This is a genomic window from Enterococcus sp. AZ062, assembly GCF_051715065.1.
Taxonomy (GTDB): Bacteria; Bacillota; Bacilli; order Lactobacillales; family Enterococcaceae; genus Enterococcus_B; species Enterococcus_B mundtii.
In genome coordinates this window covers 2,287,630-2,304,832 of sequence record NZ_JBIOTB010000001.1, presented here as the reverse complement: position 1 = coordinate 2,304,832, position 17,203 = coordinate 2,287,630, and the positions used below count along the sequence as shown (strand labels likewise).

The 17,203-nt window shown below is 39.8% G+C and carries 11 protein-coding genes; 8 read left to right on the top strand and 3 right to left on the bottom strand.

Annotation, left to right across the window (positions count from 1 at the left end):
* Positions 1 to 183: 183 nt before the first annotated feature.
* Positions 184 to 2,529 (bottom strand): transglycosylase domain-containing protein, encoded by a 2,346-nt coding sequence (locus IGJ00_RS10835; RefSeq protein ID WP_074799543.1) that lies wholly within the window; start codon positions 2,527 to 2,529, stop codon positions 184 to 186.
* A 261-nt stretch (positions 2,530 to 2,790) separates the two neighbouring features.
* Here IGJ00_RS10835 and IGJ00_RS10830 point away from each other — a divergent pair, with 261 nt between their 5' ends.
* Positions 2,791 to 3,690 carry a deoxyribonuclease IV gene (locus IGJ00_RS10830; RefSeq protein WP_019723118.1) on the top strand — a complete coding sequence of 300 codons (900 nt, stop codon included), beginning with the start codon at positions 2,791 to 2,793 and terminating at the stop codon, positions 3,688 to 3,690.
* Positions 3,691 to 3,796: 106 nt separating this feature from the next.
* On the opposite strand, the gene IGJ00_RS10825 is transcribed toward IGJ00_RS10830, so the two are convergent.
* The gene (locus IGJ00_RS10825) at positions 3,797 to 5,359 is read right to left on the bottom strand and encodes an Nramp family divalent metal transporter (RefSeq protein ID WP_023520012.1); all 1,563 of its coding nucleotides are present in this window, start codon (positions 5,357 to 5,359) and stop codon (positions 3,797 to 3,799) included.
* A gap of 244 nt (positions 5,360 to 5,603) precedes the next feature.
* Between IGJ00_RS10825 and IGJ00_RS10820 the strand changes: the two genes are divergently transcribed.
* The 5 genes from IGJ00_RS10820 to IGJ00_RS10800 all read left to right on the top strand — a co-directional run bounded on the left by IGJ00_RS10820 (position 5,604) and on the right by IGJ00_RS10800 (position 12,853).
* Positions 5,604 to 5,828: a YneF family protein gene (locus tag IGJ00_RS10820; RefSeq protein WP_010734944.1), complete on the top strand. Its 225-nt coding sequence runs from the start codon at positions 5,604 to 5,606 to the stop codon at positions 5,826 to 5,828.
* 214 nt (positions 5,829 to 6,042) lie between these two features.
* Entirely contained in the window at positions 6,043 to 7,794 is a 1,752-nt protein-coding gene (locus IGJ00_RS10815) for an ABC transporter ATP-binding protein (RefSeq protein ID WP_086334950.1), read from the top strand.
* Entirely contained in the window at positions 7,794 to 9,572 is a 1,779-nt protein-coding gene (locus tag IGJ00_RS10810; RefSeq protein ID WP_071866771.1) for an ABC transporter ATP-binding protein, read from the top strand. The genes IGJ00_RS10815 and IGJ00_RS10810 overlap by 1 nt, the downstream gene beginning before the upstream one ends.
* Before the next feature lie 446 nt (positions 9,573 to 10,018).
* Positions 10,019 to 10,876, top strand: coding sequence for a BglG family transcription antiterminator LicT (licT, locus tag IGJ00_RS10805; RefSeq protein ID WP_019723114.1), 858 nt, complete (start codon positions 10,019 to 10,021; stop codon positions 10,874 to 10,876).
* Positions 10,877 to 10,966: 90 nt separating this feature from the next.
* Entirely contained in the window at positions 10,967 to 12,853 is a 1,887-nt protein-coding gene (locus IGJ00_RS10800) for a beta-glucoside-specific PTS transporter subunit IIABC (RefSeq protein ID WP_438844432.1), read from the top strand.
* A 246-nt stretch (positions 12,854 to 13,099) separates the two neighbouring features.
* On the opposite strand, the gene IGJ00_RS10795 is transcribed toward IGJ00_RS10800, so the two are convergent.
* Positions 13,100 to 14,005, bottom strand: coding sequence for a MurR/RpiR family transcriptional regulator (locus IGJ00_RS10795; RefSeq protein ID WP_195513494.1), 906 nt, complete (start codon positions 14,003 to 14,005; stop codon positions 13,100 to 13,102).
* Positions 14,006 to 14,310: 305 nt separating this feature from the next.
* Here IGJ00_RS10795 and IGJ00_RS10790 point away from each other — a divergent pair, with 305 nt between their 5' ends.
* Positions 14,311 to 15,678 (top strand): 6-phospho-beta-glucosidase, encoded by a 1,368-nt coding sequence (locus IGJ00_RS10790; RefSeq protein ID WP_438844431.1) that lies wholly within the window; start codon positions 14,311 to 14,313, stop codon positions 15,676 to 15,678.
* Between the two features lie 38 nt (positions 15,679 to 15,716).
* Positions 15,717 to 17,150 carry a 6-phospho-beta-glucosidase gene (locus IGJ00_RS10785; protein ID WP_438844430.1) on the top strand — a complete coding sequence of 478 codons (1,434 nt, stop codon included), beginning with the start codon at positions 15,717 to 15,719 and terminating at the stop codon, positions 17,148 to 17,150.
* Positions 17,151 to 17,203 lie beyond the last annotated feature (53 nt).

The following is a 17,203-nucleotide window of genomic DNA, read 5'->3' as shown; positions in this document are numbered from 1 at the left end:
GATAACTAAAAGTAGCTGAAATGACAAAGAATAGTCGTTTTAGCTACTTTTTTGTGGAAATAGCAGGGTCAATGCTTCACCAAAGACAAGTAAAAACGTATAAAAAATGAGCCTGATCTTGATATCATTTATCAAGACCAGACTCATTTTTTTGAAAAAGAATAGTGGACTCAGATTGTTTTATTAATCGTCGTCTTTGTCATCCTCTTTGTTCTGGGGATTCTCACGTTCGAATGTTCCGACAGTGTTCCAGTAATCTTTATAATTTTCATCTGTTCCACCTACACCAAATTTAAAGGTGCTTTTCTCAGGACCATTTTTTGCCCAAAGAGACTCGACAGTTTTGCTAGGTGTATTGATCGATCTTCGGTCAACGGTCACTTTTCCAGGTAATTGTCCTGTAAAGGCAGAAACGTCTTCTTTCTTCACATCAGAAGCAAGTGTGAATTTCTGATCGGTACCAAAAATCGTTGGGTTTACTTGATACACTTGATTGATCAAGTTGGCTAAATATTTGGATGAACGCAATCTTGCTTGGGCATCCATTCCGGTATTATCATCGTGTCCTGCCCAACTACTGATCGTGACAGATGGTGTAGAGACAACCAACCATGAATCTCGGTAATCATTCGTTGAACCAGTTTTACCGATCCAGTCTGCTTGGCCTAAGCTACCATTGAGACTAGTGATATCATCTTTGAATGGTGTGGTGATTTTTTCATTGATAACGCTACGCAACATATCATTGACGATCGAAGCTGCGGCTTCGGAAAAGACACGCACTGGTTTAACTTCGTGTTGATAAATAACATTTCCATCATTATCAGTGATCGCATCAATGATATATGCTTGCTGGAATTCGCCATTATTTGCTAATGCCTGGAAGCCATTGGTTTGTTGAAGAGTAGTGACATCGACTGTTCCCAGTGGTGCCGATTCAACGCCCCAGTTGGCATTCGCGGGATAGTTCATTTTTGCTAGATATGTCTCATAGGCGTATTGTTTTGATCCGCCATTGTTCAAAACATCTTGATATAAATGGTAAGCAGGGATATTGTTCGACCATTCCAATGATTCACGAATCGTTTGGAAAGTATTTGAGCCTTTATTCGTCGCATTGACGATGTCTTCACCGGCATTTGCGCCTTCTTGCCAAGTGGTTGCATAGTCAGAAACACGTGATTCTGAACCAACTAAGCCCATATCGATCGCTGGGCCATAAACCAACATCGGCTTGATCGATGAACCGGCTTGTCTTTGAGTATCAAAGGCATGATTATTTTGGTTCAGCGCATAATTACGACCACCGACAAATCCATAAACTCGCCCGGTTTTATTATCCATCAGAACATTACCGGTCTCAACAGGCGTGCCTTTCCCGTCATCAAGTAAGTAACCATAATTGGCAACACCTGCTTGCATCGCATCATAGATGCCTTTATCGATCGTTGAATGAATTGTGTAGCCTTGATTTTGGATCGTTTGTTCTGCACGTTGATAGTAGGCATTGTAGACGTCTGTATCGGATAGATCTGCGTTATCTTTTTCTCCCAATTGTCTAGCAATGATATCGGTCGCGGCATTCATGACCGTGTAATATAAGAAGTCACGGTCAGTTTGTTCTGCCACTTGTTGACCTAAGAAATCTTTTGTTAAGTCATAGGCTTTTGCTTCTTCATATTGTTCTTTTGTGATTTGGTGTTCACGATACATGCTAAATAGCACGATGTCTTTTCTTTCTAAGCCGGCAGTAAGGTCTTCTTTCAATGCACCTGTATTGGTATAAGGGCTATAGGTGATCGGACTTTGTGGCAAACCTGCGATAAATGCGGCTTGTGGTAAGGATAAATCGCTCGCATTGACACCGAAGATCCCTTGCGCAGCTTCTTGGACACCGGCAATATTTTGGCCTTTATTGTTTCTTCCGAAAGGCGAAACATTTAAATAAGTGGAGATGATTTCGTCTTTGGTAAAATGTTTCTCGACTTGAGCAGCTAATAAAATCTCATTTGCTTTACGCTTAAAGGTTGTTTCATCGGTCAAAATCTGTTGCTTGACTAACTGCTGTGTCAGCGTTGATCCTCCAGATGAGCCGATCCCAGTTGCTTCAGAGAAAAGTGCTCGGATCACCGCTTTAGGAACATAGCCTTTATGTTCTTCAAAATATTCATCTTCTGTGCTGATGATCGCAGATTTTAAATAAGGTGACATTTGATCTGAAGGTACAGTAGTCCGCATCAAATCAGTTTGGATCGTCGAGATCTCTGTATTATCGGCATAAACAAGTTTTGATGTTTCGGTTATATTGCCTAACTCAGATTGTAACTCAGATTTGGAAGGTAGCTTTGTATCTTCAACTAGATACGCAAAATAGCCGGCACCGACTCCCACACCTAATGCAGCGAATAGAATGATAAGAACCATGATAAAAACGGTTAATGATTGAAAAACGCGAAAAATGACCTTAGGAACAAACCACTTTTCTTTTGTTCGTCGTGCTTGTTTTCTTCGTGTATTATTACGTGGCAAAGGTTTCACCTCAACTAATGGTTTTATTTCGCTAATTATAGCAAATAATAGAACAAAAAAACAGACATGGCTTTTTTTGTGTCTTTTTTGACCTTTGGTTTGGAGAAAACATTAAAAATTCCTCTAGTTATTTTGTATCTGTTCGGATCATTGGACAGATTTCAAACTTTTCTTTCAAATCCGTTTCAGTTAAGATAAAAGGAGAGTGAACAAATCCATTCACTGAGTGACTAGCCGAGAAGGCTTTATAGGAGGAGTACGATGTTATTAGGTTCACATGTCAGTATGAGCGGTAAAAAGATGTTACTAGGTGCAGCAGAAGAAGCAGCCAGCTATGGTGCTTCTACCTTTATGATCTATACGGGCGCACCACAAAATACCCGTAGAAAACCAATTGAAGAAATGAATATTGAAGCTGGAAAACAATATATGGAAGAAAATGGACTGAAAAATATAGTGGTCCATGCACCGTATATCATTAATTTAGGAAATACAACGAAACCAGAGATGTTTCCTTTTGCTGTGCAGTTTTTAAGAGAAGAAATCGTTCGAGCGGAAGCATTAGGAGCAACTCAGATCACATTGCATCCAGGCGCACATGTCGGTGCTGGAGCAGAGGCAGGGATCGCAAGGATCATTGAAGGGCTAAATGAAGTCTTGACGAAAGAACAGACCGCACAAATCGCCTTAGAGACAATGGCAGGAAAAGGTACAGAGATCGGCAGAACGTTCGAAGAGTTGGCACAGATCATTGATGGGGTGACATTGAATGAAAAGCTATCAGTCACCTTTGACACGTGCCACACGAACGATGCCGGCTATGATGTAGCGAATGATTTTTATGGCGTGATTGAAACGTTTGATAAAGTGATTGGTTTAGATCGCTTAAAAGTACTACACATCAATGATTCCAAAAATCCACAAGGTTCACATAAAGACCGCCACGCCAATATCGGCTTTGGTACGATCGGTTTTGATGCATTGAATAAAATCGTCCATGAACCAATGTTCAAAGATGTTTCAAAGATTCTTGAAACACCATATGTCGGAAAAGATAAAAAATTGGCTTATGCCCCTTATGGGAAAGAAATCGCGATGTTCAAAGCTGAAACCTTTGATCCAGAAGTATTTCCAGAATTATTAGTAGATGTAGAAGCCTGAATAATCTGTAAAGGTTATTAGATAAAGAAAAAAGCCTAGATCACAAAAATATGTAAAAATATTTTTTGTTCATCTAAGCTTTTTTTGTTTAGTTTAAAACCTTTGATCAAGACAACTCTTGTAAACGTTGTTCATAGCGTTTATTTCCCTTATAAAGATCAACGATCGTCCAAGCGAGTAAGGCGAGAACTGCAACGATGATGATGTAAGCGATCCGATCAGCAAGGGCGATTGACGCAGTGGAAGCTTGATCACCAAAGAAAGCTTCGATTTGTCCTGGGAGTCCGCGCAAGTTTAAATACGTCAAACTGATGACAGAAAACCAACCAAGTATTTTGACAATCAGTGAATTTTTGAAACGGGCGCCCATTTCTGCTTGACTGTTGGTCATCATCAATAAAGGAATCATTGAAAAAGGTAAGGCAAAAGCTAAGAATACTTGGGACTCATTCATTAGATTGTTCAGCGCTGTATGTTCTTCGATCGTACCTTTGGAGCTAGTGAACAAGACACAAAGTAGTACTGGAATGACGGACAATAGTCGAGTTACTAAACGGCGTAACCAGATCGGCATGCGCATATGGATAAAGCCTTCCATAATGACTTGTCCAGTCAATGTACCGGTAATCGTTGAATTTTGACCAGAAGCAAGCAGTGCTACTGCAAATAAGGTTGATAAAATGCCTGATTTTGCTACGGCGATCAAGACGCCGTTACTCATCGCAGATGGATCGGAAAGTGCTTCATACAAACCAAAGAAAGAGGGATCTTGAACTGCACCAGTTTTAAAGACGGCAACCCCCATGATCAAAAGAAGTGCATTGACAACGAAAGCCATCGTTAATTGGATATTGGAATCCCATGTCGAGAAACGAACCGCTCTTGCAATATCTTCTGGATCTTTTCGATCGATCTCGCGGGTTTGAGAAACAGCAGAGTGCAAATAGAGATTATGGGGCATCACAGTTGCACCAATGATCCCTAAAGCTCCAGTCAATGGGGTCTCTCCGCCGATTTTTGGTTCTTCAGCAAATGTTTGGCTATTAGGGATAAAGCCTTTGAATAGACTACTCCAGTCAGGATTTGAAAGCGCCACTTGGTAGACAAAGACAAATAGGATAACGAAAATCAAACAGACGACTAATGCTTCGATTTTACGAAAACCGATCTTTGTCAAAAGAAGTAAAACAAATACATCCAAGACAGTAATAAAGACAGCTATTGCCAAAGGAATATCAAATAATAAATATAGAGCGATCGCTGCACCAATGACTTCAGCGATGTCTGTGGCCATGATCGCTAATTCGGTCAAGATCCAAAGAATGACACCTAACGTTTTACTCGTACGAGCACGAATCGCCTGTGCCAGATCCATTTGGCTGACGATCCCAAGTTTGGCAGCCATATATTGTAGTAACATAGCAATCAAGCTGGACATCAGAATAACTGACATCAATAAGTATTGGAAATTTTGCCCACCGGTGATCGATGTTGACCAATTACCTGGGTCCATATAGCCGACTGCTACGAGTGCACCAGGACCGGAATAGGCTAGTAAGGTGCGAAAGAAACTTTTTCCTTTTGGTACTTTGACCGTACCGTTTACTTCTGAAAGGGATAATCCATTAGTGTGTTCAATCCATTTATGTTTATTCTCGTGATTATTCAAATGAAAACCACCCTTCTATTTCTTTTCGAATTCATTCTACACCCAGAGACGAAAAAATAAAAGAAAAAAATTCGGCTAACCTAAAAATTAAATGTGGCTTACTTTCTAAATGGGTGTATTTGTATAATCATGAAATAAAAATGACTTTTTTTACATATTATTAAGAAAACGCCTTTCTTTTTTTTGTAAGTTTTAGTAAAATGAATCATTGAGAGCAATTAGGAAAAGGAAAGGAGAGATTTACATGGTATCAAACGGAATCGTTGTACTTATTGCAGTTATTGCATTGTTAATCGGCGCAGTCGGTGGATTCTTTCTTGCGCGTAAATATATGAAAGATTACTTAGAAAAAAATCCTCCCGTTAATGAGGAAATGTTAAGATCAATGATGATGTCTATGGGGCAAAAACCATCTGAAAAGAAAATTCGTCAGATGATGCAACAGATGAAGAACCAAGGGAAGAAGTAGGTTCTTATTCGACAACATCAAAAAGCGGGCTGATTGATTTCAGCTCGCTTTTTTCTTTTTCTCCATTTGAGAAAAGCGCATTCATGCCGATCAACGATTATTTTTTATAAATGGTATGACGATCATATTTTTTCGATTGTGATCAACGATATCTGAGGATACAATTCAACCTCGGAAATAAAGGAAATTTTTAGGAGTTAGAAGGAGGAAATATATGTCGATTTTCAGAAAATTGGGTTGGTTTTTTAAACAAGAGAAAAAGCACTATTTGATTGGCGTATTTTCTTTGTTCGCGGTGGCATTAGTGCAGTTGATCCCACCTAAAGTCATCGGGATCATTATCGATGAAATCGCCGATCAAAACATCTCAATGCAAATCATTGCATTGTGGATAGGCGTATTGATCATTGCGGCCTTTTTGCAATATCTTTTTCGCTATATTTGGCGAATGAACATTTGGGGCAGTGCAGCTAGGCTTGAAAAAGAATTACGCCAGCGTCTATTTGCTCATTTTACGCGAATGGATAGTTTGTTCTATCAAAAATACCGGACGGGTGATTTGATGGCTCATGCAACGAATGATTTGAACGCCATCCAAAATGTAGCTGGTGCAGGAATTTTAACATTTGCAGATTCAGTGATCACTGGAGGCACGACGATCATTGCGATGGTTCTATTCATTGATTGGCGCTTGACATTGATTGCATTGATCCCATTGCCATTATTAGCAGTTACTTCAAGGATCTTAGGCTCAAAATTACATGATGCGTTTCGTGATTCACAAGAAGCCTTTTCAAGTATCAACGATAAAACGCAAGAAAGTATCACAGGTATCAAAGTCATCAAAACATTTGGTCAAGAAAAACAAGACTTGGAAGATTTCCAAGAAAAGATCGATGATGCCATTGAGAAAAATAAGCGAGTAAACTTTTTAGATGCGCTTTTTGATCCATTCATCACATTGATCATTGGCTTGTCATATGTGGCAACCATTATTTTAGGTGGACGTTATGTCTTGGATGGTACGATCTCAATTGGACAGATGGTTTCCTTTATCAGTTATATCGGCATGCTTGTCTGGCCAATGTTTGCGATTGGACGTCTGTTCAATGTACTAGAGAGAGGGAATGCTTCGTATGATCGTGTCAATGAACTATTGCATGAGAAAACACATATCGTCGAAAAAGTAGGAGCAGAAATGACACCAGCAAAAGGTGAGTTGAATGTGGCAATCACACAATTTACCTATCCAGACGATGAACAGCCAGCGTTAGAACACATCAAATTTGCGATCAATGAAGGTGATACGTTAGGTATCGTTGGTAAAACAGGTGCCGGTAAGACGACGATCATCAAATTATTGATGCGTGAGTATGACCATTATCAAGGAGAAATCCAATTTGGCGGACGAACGATCAGAGACTACTCACTAGATGCCTTGTTGCGCTCGATTGGTTATGTGCCACAAGATCATTTCTTGTTTTCGATGACGATCCTAGATAATATTCGCTTCTCCAATCCACAGAAATCACCAGAAGAAGTGGAAGAAGCAGCGGAATTGGCGTATATCAACAAAGAAATCAAAGGACTGCCAGAAGGGTACCAGACAATGGTCGGTGAACGTGGGGTCTCCCTTTCTGGTGGACAGAAGCAACGGTTGTCGATTGCTCGTGCATTGATCCAAAGTCCCGAATTATTGATTTTGGATGACGCATTATCCGCTGTTGATGCTAAGACAGAAGAAGCAATCTTACGGAACCTTAAAGCAGAACGGAAAAACAAAACCACGATCATTGCTGCCCATCGTTTAAGTAGTGTCATGCACGCCAATGAAATCATCGTCATCGATCATGGTCGGATCATTGAACGTGGCACACATCAAGAGTTGTTAGCTCTTGGTGGTTGGTACGAACAAATGTGGCAGAAACAACAATTAGAAGCAAAAATTGAAGGAGGTAGCGAATAATGGAAGATCAATATCAGTCGGAATGGTCAAAATCCATGACCTATAAAGAACAAGCTTCGATCATTAAACGGTTGATGCAATTTGCTAAACCCTTTCGCTCGACATTCATCATTGCGATTTTATTTGCTTTAGTATTATCAGTCATCAATGTGCTATTGCCAAGGATCATCCAAACATTCATGGATGAGCATCTAGCGAAGCAGTCAGCAACGACACAAGTCATCCTTTTCTTTGCAGGGCTTTATCTATTTGGAGTCATCATCAAAAGTATCATCTGGTTTTTCCAATGGTATCTCTATTCGATGGCGTCATTGAAGACCTACCAACATATCCGTGTAAAGTTGTTTGAGAAACTGCATACACTAGGAATGCGGTACTTTGACCAAACGCCAGCTGGATCAACTGTTTCTCGTGTGACCAATGACACAGAAACACTGTTTGAATTTTGGTATGTCTTTCTGATGGTTTTAACAGGAATTTTTGCCGTGATTTCTTCATTTATTGCGATGTTTCAAATCAATCAAAAAATCGCGCTATGGTGTCTGATCTTTTTACCGATTTTAGGAGTAGTGATCTGGTATTATCAAAAATTCAGTTCAAGGATCTATCGAAATATGCGTGAACGCTTGAGTCAATTGAACACAAAACTAAATGAATCGATTTCTGGGATGCGGATCATCCAACAATTTCGTCAAGAATCGCGTTTAGCAAAAGAATTTGAGGAAGTCAATGAAGAGTATCTAGCGACTCGCTATGCCATGATCAAGACAAATTCGATTCTTTTGAGTCCAATCATCAGTTTTTTATATGCTTTAGCAATTGCCTTGACTTTGACATTGTTCGGACTCGATGCGTTACATTCACCAGTTGAAGTCGGTTTGATTTTTGCTTTCACCACCTATGTTCAAGGATTCTTTAATCCGATGTCACAAATGATGGACTTCTTGAGTGTCTTTACGGATGGAACAGTCGCAGGTAGCCGTATCTTGAAAATCATGGATACGGAAGAATATGCACCACAGCAAAAGGAATCAGCGGATCGGACGATCACTGCTGGAAAAATCGAATTTCGCAATGTCAGCTTCTCTTATGATGGAAAAAACAATGTATTGAACAATATTTCATTTGTTGCTAATCCAGGAGAAACTGTCGCATTAGTCGGACATACAGGAAGTGGAAAAAGTTCGATCATCAATGTGTTGATGCGTTTTTATGAGTTTTATGAAGGACAGATCTTGATTGATGATCACGACATTCGTGAGTATCCAATTGCTGAATTACGCAATAAAATGGGCCTAGTGTTACAGGATGCGTTCTTATTTTACGGGGATATCGCTGGAAACATCCGAATGATGAATCCTGAGATCACAGATGAACAAATACGTGAAGCCGCTGAGTTTGTCCAAGCGAATCAGTTCATCGAAGACTTACCGAAAGGGTATCATTCAAAAGTGATTGAAAGAGGGGCAAGCTATTCGAGTGGGCAACGCCAATTGATCACGTTTGCTCGAACAATTGTAACGGATCCTAAAATCTTAGTTCTGGATGAAGCAACGGCGAATATCGACACAGAAACAGAAGTGTTGATCCAAGAAGGACTTGCGAAGATGCGTCAAGGTCGGACAACGATTGCTATTGCTCATCGTCTGTCGACGATCCGCGATGCAGAGTTGATCCTCGTATTAGATAAAGGACATATCGTGGAGCGAGGCAACCATGAAACACTTTTAGCTGAAGAAGGGCTATACGCAGATATGTACAAATTACAAAGTGAGTAACAGGGAAGAATAAAGATATCTGTTTTTGAAACACTTGTATCGTAAGCCGTGATAAAAATAGTTAGCTTCAACTCATAAGTCTTGGATCCCCAAAAACGTGCCAACTTTTGGGGATCAAGGCTTATTTTTTATGACTTGATTGCCAGCGGTGTGATCCAAATCAAAAAAAGTCAATCGCTATTCTTACTGGCTGGTTAATGGCTGTTCTGGGGGAGGGGTAGTTTCCATGTTAACGTGAAAGAATTTTTTTTAGAAATATAGGAATAATACAAAAGAAAGCGTTGACATTTTAAAATTGTTTCGCTACTATGAAGAAAAGAACATACTGTTGGATAGTGATTGCATCACGCAAGCTAAACCTAATCAGTCACCATGAATCGATTCCATGGCTGACTTTTTGGGTTTTTTTGTTTTTTTAGGAGTGACAATCATAGAAAGGGGATATTATGCGGATTGAAAAAATTCTAAATAATAATGTCGTTGTCACAAGGGACAAATTAAATCGAGAAATGATCGTTATGGGAAAAGGATTAGCATTCAAAAAAAAGATTGGTGATGCTATTTTAGAAGCGGGTGTGGATAAAGAATTTCATTTGACAGATGATCGACTGTCGAGGCATTTTCAAAAATTAGCGGAGGATATCCCGATGGAATACCTCGAACTCTCCTACGAGATCATCGAGTATACGAAAGAAAAGTTAGATGTGACATTGAATGAATCCATTTATATTTCATTGACCGATCATTTATACAATGCGATTAAACGTTATAAAACCGGCGTTGGATTACCTAATGTTTTATTATATGATATCAAGCAATTATTTCCGAGAGAATACCAAATAGGTAAAAAAACGATTGAAAGAGTCCATCATAAATATGGATTTGATTTATCCGAAAATGAAGCTGGATTCATTGCCCTTCATTTAGTCAATGCACAATCAGAACAAGATAGTATGAACAATATGTACCAGTTTACGAAAACCATTCAGGATATTTTGAATATCGTTCGCTATTATTATCAAACACCCTTTGATGAAGAATCGATTTATTTTTTCCGATTTGTCACGCATCTTCGTTTTTTTCTCAGCCGTGTGATGAACACGTCCCTTACCCAAGAAGGTGAGGTCGAGGAAGAACTGATCCAGATGATCCAGCGAAAATACCAAACGGCTTCTGGCTGCGTGGACAAAATCGCTTTATTCTTACAGGAAACATTTAATTATCATATGTCAGACGATGAAATTGTCTACTTAACGATCCATCTGGCTCGTTTGGCAGATAATAATCATTTAAAAAATCACTAAAAGGAGGGCCGTGGGTTCAACGAATGAGTACCAAAGGATAGTGACATTGAGTTGGCTAAACCTTCAATCAAACAATTGGAGGAAAAGAACATGGGAAAATACCAAGATTTAGCAAAAGAAATCGTGAAATATGTTGGCGGAAAAGAAAATATCAGTAGTTTGACGCACTGTGTGACTCGCTTGCGTTTTCGGCTAAAAGACGAAAGTAAAGCAGATGACGAGACATTGAAGAATATGGATGGTGTCGTGACCGTCATGAAAAGCGGTGGGCAATACCAAGTAGTCATTGGTAATCATGTACCAGACGTATATGCAGATGTATTAAGTGTAGCAGGGATTTCAGAAGATGCGGAATTAGCCCCTGCGAAAGGCAATATATTTAATCGTTTGATCGATATTTTAAGTGGTTGTTTCCAGCCTTTCTTAGGAGCTTTAGCAGCTGCCGGGATGGTCAAAGGATTGAATGCATTATTTATCTTTTTAGGATTCTATGAGCAGACTTCCGGAACTTATATCATGTTAAATGGGATCGGTGATTCGATCTTTTATTTCATGCCAGTTATTTTAGGGTATACAGCAGCTAAAAAATTCAAATTGAATCCAATGGTCGGCATCGTCATCGGTGCAGCCCTTGTCTATCCGACCGTACAAGGACCGGCATTACAAAGTGGCTTTGAAGCAGCCAATCAAGGTGCTGCAGCGCCGCTTAGCCTTTTAGGATTGCCCGCGTATGAAAGTTTCTTGGGTATTCCCTGGGTAGGAGCTTCTTATACATCAAGTGTCATTCCTGTCATCTTTATCATTGCTTTTGCCGGACAAGTGCAAAAATTTGCGAAGAAGATCGTTCCAACAGTTGTCCAAACATTTGTTGTTCCTTTTATGGTCTTATTGATTGCTCTACCGATCGGCTTTTTGGCGATTGGCCCAATCGTTAGCTTGTTAACAGAGTGGTTGAGTGCAGGTTTCCAAGCATTGATGGATTTTTCACCAGCATTATATGGTGGGGTCCTAGGTTTCTTCTGGCAAGTATTAGTTATCTTCGGTCTACATTGGAGTATCATTCCTTTGGCGATCATGCAGCTGGCACAAAATGGCTCAAGTCAAATGCTGGTAGGTGTTTTTGGGGCAAGTTTTGCACAAACTGCCGTTGTGTTAGCGATGTACTTCAAGTTTAAAGACAAGAAAATGAAAGCCTTATGTATGCCTGCCTTTATCTCAGGAATCTTTGGCGTAACAGAACCAGCCATCTATGGAATCACTTTACCTAAAAAGACCCCGTTCATTTATTCAATGATTGGTGGCTCGCTCTCTGGTGTCTATTTGATGATGAGTGGTACGACAGGTTATACAATGGGTGGACTGGGCATCTTCGGAGTGGTGAACTTCATTAGTGGTAGCGATGCAAGTGGCATGTACAATGCCTTTATCGGTATTGCAATTGCAGCAACGATTGGTTTTACTTTGACTTTCTTGTTATGGAAAGATACGGAAGAAGTAGTACCTGAGAAAAAAGAAAGTAAAATCAAAGAAATCGTCAAAACACCGATCCAAGGCGGTATTGCATCTTTAAGCGAAGCAAAAGACCAAGCATTTGCTAAAGGCGCGTTAGGAAGAGGAATCTTGATCTATCCAGAAAAAGGGGAAGTTGTTGCACCATTCGATGGGACAGTGATGACGCTATTTCCTTCAAAACATGCGATCGGTTTAGTTTCTGAAAGTGGATTGGAACTGTTGATCCATGTTGGTTTAGACACTGTACAATTGCAAGGGAAACATTTTGAATCTTTTGTGAAACAAGGGGATAAAGTGAAACAAGGAGACGTCTTATTGCGATTTGATATCAATGCGATCGAAAGTGAAGGCTATAGCGTAGAAACCCCTGTCATTATTACCAATTCAGCAGATTACCTGGATATCGTCGAGAATCAATCGAAGATCGTGACGAATGGGGATGAGTTGATCACAGCGTTGACTTGATGAGTTTAAATCCTTTAAAATCAAGGTTTTAGAAAGTTAGCTTGGTGTTAAAGAGCATTTTTCCACAGGAGGATGTTTCTAAGTACCTGATTCCAAAAAAAGTCGTAACATCCGAGAATCTCCTCTCATATTTTGGATGTTACGGCTTATTTTCTTAGAAGTTCAGCTATTTAATTAGAGAGTGAATTTCAAGGAGCAACTTTGTTCTGAACGAATCTTTCTGATCGTTCCCGCTATAAAAGTAGACTAATCGCCATCTTCGATTGCATCGGTAAATAGTTCTTCTTTCATAATGGATGAACTGATCTGTCGTGTATCGACTTTTTGACCGACTTCGATCAAATAATCGAGGTTCTCACGATACTGTTCAGCAAAGACACAACTATATAAAACATCCAACAAATAGGAGATCGACGTATTGATCGTGAAACTACTGATTTTTGAGTACAATCGTTCACGTGTTGTCAGGCGTAATACCACATCGCTCGCTGTGGACAAACTGGACTCACCGATGCTCGTCAACGATAAAATCGGCACATTTTTTTCTTTCAAAATTTCAGCAGTCCGAAGCATCATCTGATTTTCTCCCGTATAGGAGATCAAGATTGCACAGTTTTCAGGCTGACAATTGTAGGCATCGTAATAAGACTCACCAGAAGTTGGCACAATGGTCACTTCTTGTTTGATCCGATTCATTTTCAATTTGAAGGATTGAGCGATCAAGGTGTTGGTGTCACTCGAAAATAATACGATTTTATTGGCTCGCAGCAGAAGTTGTTTTGCTTGTTGGAGATCGTCGTGCATCAACAAGGATAACGTATCTTGGATCGTCATACGTTCAAGTGCCGCAATCCGATTAGCGATCGTCATGATGCCTTCATTTTCGGAAAAAGGGAGATTGGCGTCCACTTCTTGAAAGTTGCCTTGCAGATATTCTGTTTCAGCGATGAACGCATCTCTAAAATCCACCCATCCGTGAAACCCCATTTTTTTGGCGATCCGAATCAAAGTAGAAGGATGGACATAGCAAGTTGCTGCAATTTGTTGAATCGTTCGATCGGCCAGAGTTGTTTCATTGGCTTGGAGAAAACGGATGACTTCGCTTTCTGAAGGTGAAAAGTTGATTTGTTTAAGCTTTTCCTTTAATAGCATAATTCGATCCTCTTTTTTACGTTTTTAGTTAAAAGTATGTAAAATAATTGTAAACGGTATTATTAAGTGTGTCAATGGAACAAATCAAAGAGAAGTAATTCCTTTACTCGCTAATTTTGATTAAAAGATTAGGCTTTATTTGTTTTTTTTTATTATTTTTCTTTTTGTTATGCGCAATAAATTTACAAAAAATCACAAGAATATCGATCATTTTGTAAATGATTATTCAAAGTAATCAAAAAGTATTGTGACTTTTATTTACAAAAATGATAATAGAGTTGTAAAAAAGACGAAGGAGTGAGTGTATGAATCAAGGAATCAAGATCGCGACAATTGGTGGCGGAAGTAGTTATACACCGGAATTAATGGAAGGTTTTATCAAACGTTACGATGAATTGCCGATTCGTGAAATCTGGTTAGTCGATATCGAAGCTGGGCGTGAAAAACTAGCGATCGTCAGTGAAATGGCCCAACGGATGTGGGATGCTTCTCCATATGACGTGAAAATCTATGCGACCTTGGATCGTGAGGAAGCATTGAAAGATGCGGACTTTGTCACTACACAATTTCGGGTCGGTCAATTGGATGCTCGTGTAAAAGACGAACGTATTCCAGCCTACTACGGCATGCTAGGCCAAGAAACCAATGGTGCTGGTGGGATGTTCAAGGCGTTTCGGACGATCCCAGTCATCTTAGCAGTAGTTGAAGATATGAAACGCCTTTGTCCGAACGCTTGGTTGATCAATTTTGCTAATCCAAGCGGTATGGTGACTGAAGCAGTCGTTCGTTATGGGAAATGGGACAAAGTGATTGGATTGTGCAATGTTCCCGTAATGGCAATGATGACAGAGCCAGTCATGATCAGTGAAAAGAAAGAAGAGTTGATTTATAAATTTGCTGGGCTGAACCATTTCCATTGGCACAAAGTAGCGGATGCAAAAGGAAATGATCGTACCGAAGATTTGATCGAACAACTTTATGCGGAAGATAATGGGTTGCCAAAAAATATATTCGATGTGCCATTCTTTAGAGAACAACTCGATCAAATGAACATGATTCCTTGTGGCTATCATCGCTATTACTATCGTGAAGAAGAAATGTTGGAGCATGCGTTGGAAGAATACCGCACGATCGGAACGCGAGCACAACAAGTCAAACAAACAGAAGCGGAATTGTTTGAGCTATACAAAGATCCGCAACTCGATCATAAACCAGAACAATTACAACAACGAGGCGGTGCCTATTATTCGGATGCTGCTTGTGAAACGATTGCTTCGATCTATGGCAATAAAGAAACTCAAATCGTTGTCTCAACGAAAAACAATGGGGCAGTGCCTGATCTACCAGCAGACTGTGTCGTTGAAGTAACAGCGTATGTAGGCGCGCAAGGAGCAAGAAGTGTTGCTTTTGGTTCATTACCTACAGCAGAACGTGGCTGGTTACAAGTGATGAAAAATATGGAGTTGTTGACGATCGAAGCAGCTGTCACAGGTGATTATGGGACAGCGTTACAAGCATTTACGATCAATCCATTAGTTCGTTCTGGTAAAACAGCGAAACGCATGATGGATGAATTATTTATTGCTCATCAAGAGTATTTACCACAATTTAAAGAAGCCATCGATCGCTTAACAGCAGAAGGCATCGAAGTGCAAGATGAATTAGCAAGATAATTGTCAGAAAAACGTGTAGTGGAAGGAGTATAACAACGATGGGATTTAGAAAAGACTTTTTATGGGGTGGCGCAACAGCTGCCAATCAATGTGAAGGTGGATACGATGAAGGAGGGCGCGGCTTAGCCAATGTAGATGTCGTGCCGATTGGTCCAGATCGTTTTCCAGTGATTACCGGTCAACAAAAAATGTTTGAGTTTGATGACGAACATTTTTATCCAGCAAAAGAAGCCATCGATATGTACCATCACTATAAAGAAGATATTGCCTTATTCGCAGAAATGGGCTTTAAAACCTACCGTCTATCGATTGCCTGGAGCCGTATTTTTCCATTAGGTGATGAGAAAGAGCCAAACGAAGAAGGGTTGAAATTCTATGAAGATGTCTTTAAAGAATGTCAAAAGTATGGGATCGAACCCTTAGTAACGATTACTCATTTTGACTGCCCAATGCATTTAGTCAAAGAATACGGGGCATGGCGTTCGCGTGAATTAGTCGGATTTTATGAAAATCTTTGTCACGTGATCTTTAACCGCTATAAAGGATTAGTAAAATACTGGTTGACCTTTAATGAAATCAACATGATTTTACATGCACCGTTCATGGGTGCTGGCTTGTATTTTGAAGAAGGCGACAATGTAGAGCAAGTCAAATATCAAGCAGCTCATCACGAGTTACTAGCGAGTGCGATTGCCACAAAAATCGCGCATGAAGTCGACCCTGAGAATAAAGTCGGCTGTATGTTAGCTGCGGGGGCTTATTATCCTTATTCATGTAAACCAGAAGATGTCTGGGCTTCACGCCAAGCAGACCGCGAAAACTACTTCTTTATCGATGTGCAGTCAAGAGGAGAATACCCAGCATATGCGCTAAAAGAAATGGAACGCCAAGGCATCGAGATCAAAATGGAATCAGGAGACTTAGAATTATTGAAACAACATACCGTTGATTTTATTTCATTCTCTTATTATTCTTCTCGTGTTTCAACAACCGATCCAAAACTATTAGAACAAACCGCAGGAAATATCTTTGAATCAACGAAAAACCCTTATTTAGAAGCAAGTGAATGGGGCTGGCAAATTGATCCATTAGGTTTACGGGTAACCTTGAATGATATTTATGATCGTTATCAAAAACCATTGTTTATTGTCGAAAATGGGTTGGGCGCGGTAGATACTCCGGATGAGAATGGCTATGTGGAAGATGACTATCGCATTTCATATCTTGCTTCACACATCCAAGCGATGAAAGATGCAGTCGAATTAGATGGTGTTGATCTTTTAGGTTATACGACTTGGGGCTGTATCGATCTGGTTTCTGCTGGAACTGGTGAAATGAAGAAACGCTATGGTTTTATCTATGTTGATCGTGACAATGAAGGCAATGGTACATTGAAACGGACAAAGAAAAAATCATTTGATTGGTATAAACAAGTGATTGCTTCGAATGGTGAAAATCTAGCGAACAAATAGGATAGAATAAGAATGTCTATTGTTTTTGTCTATCGATTTCGAGTATAATATAT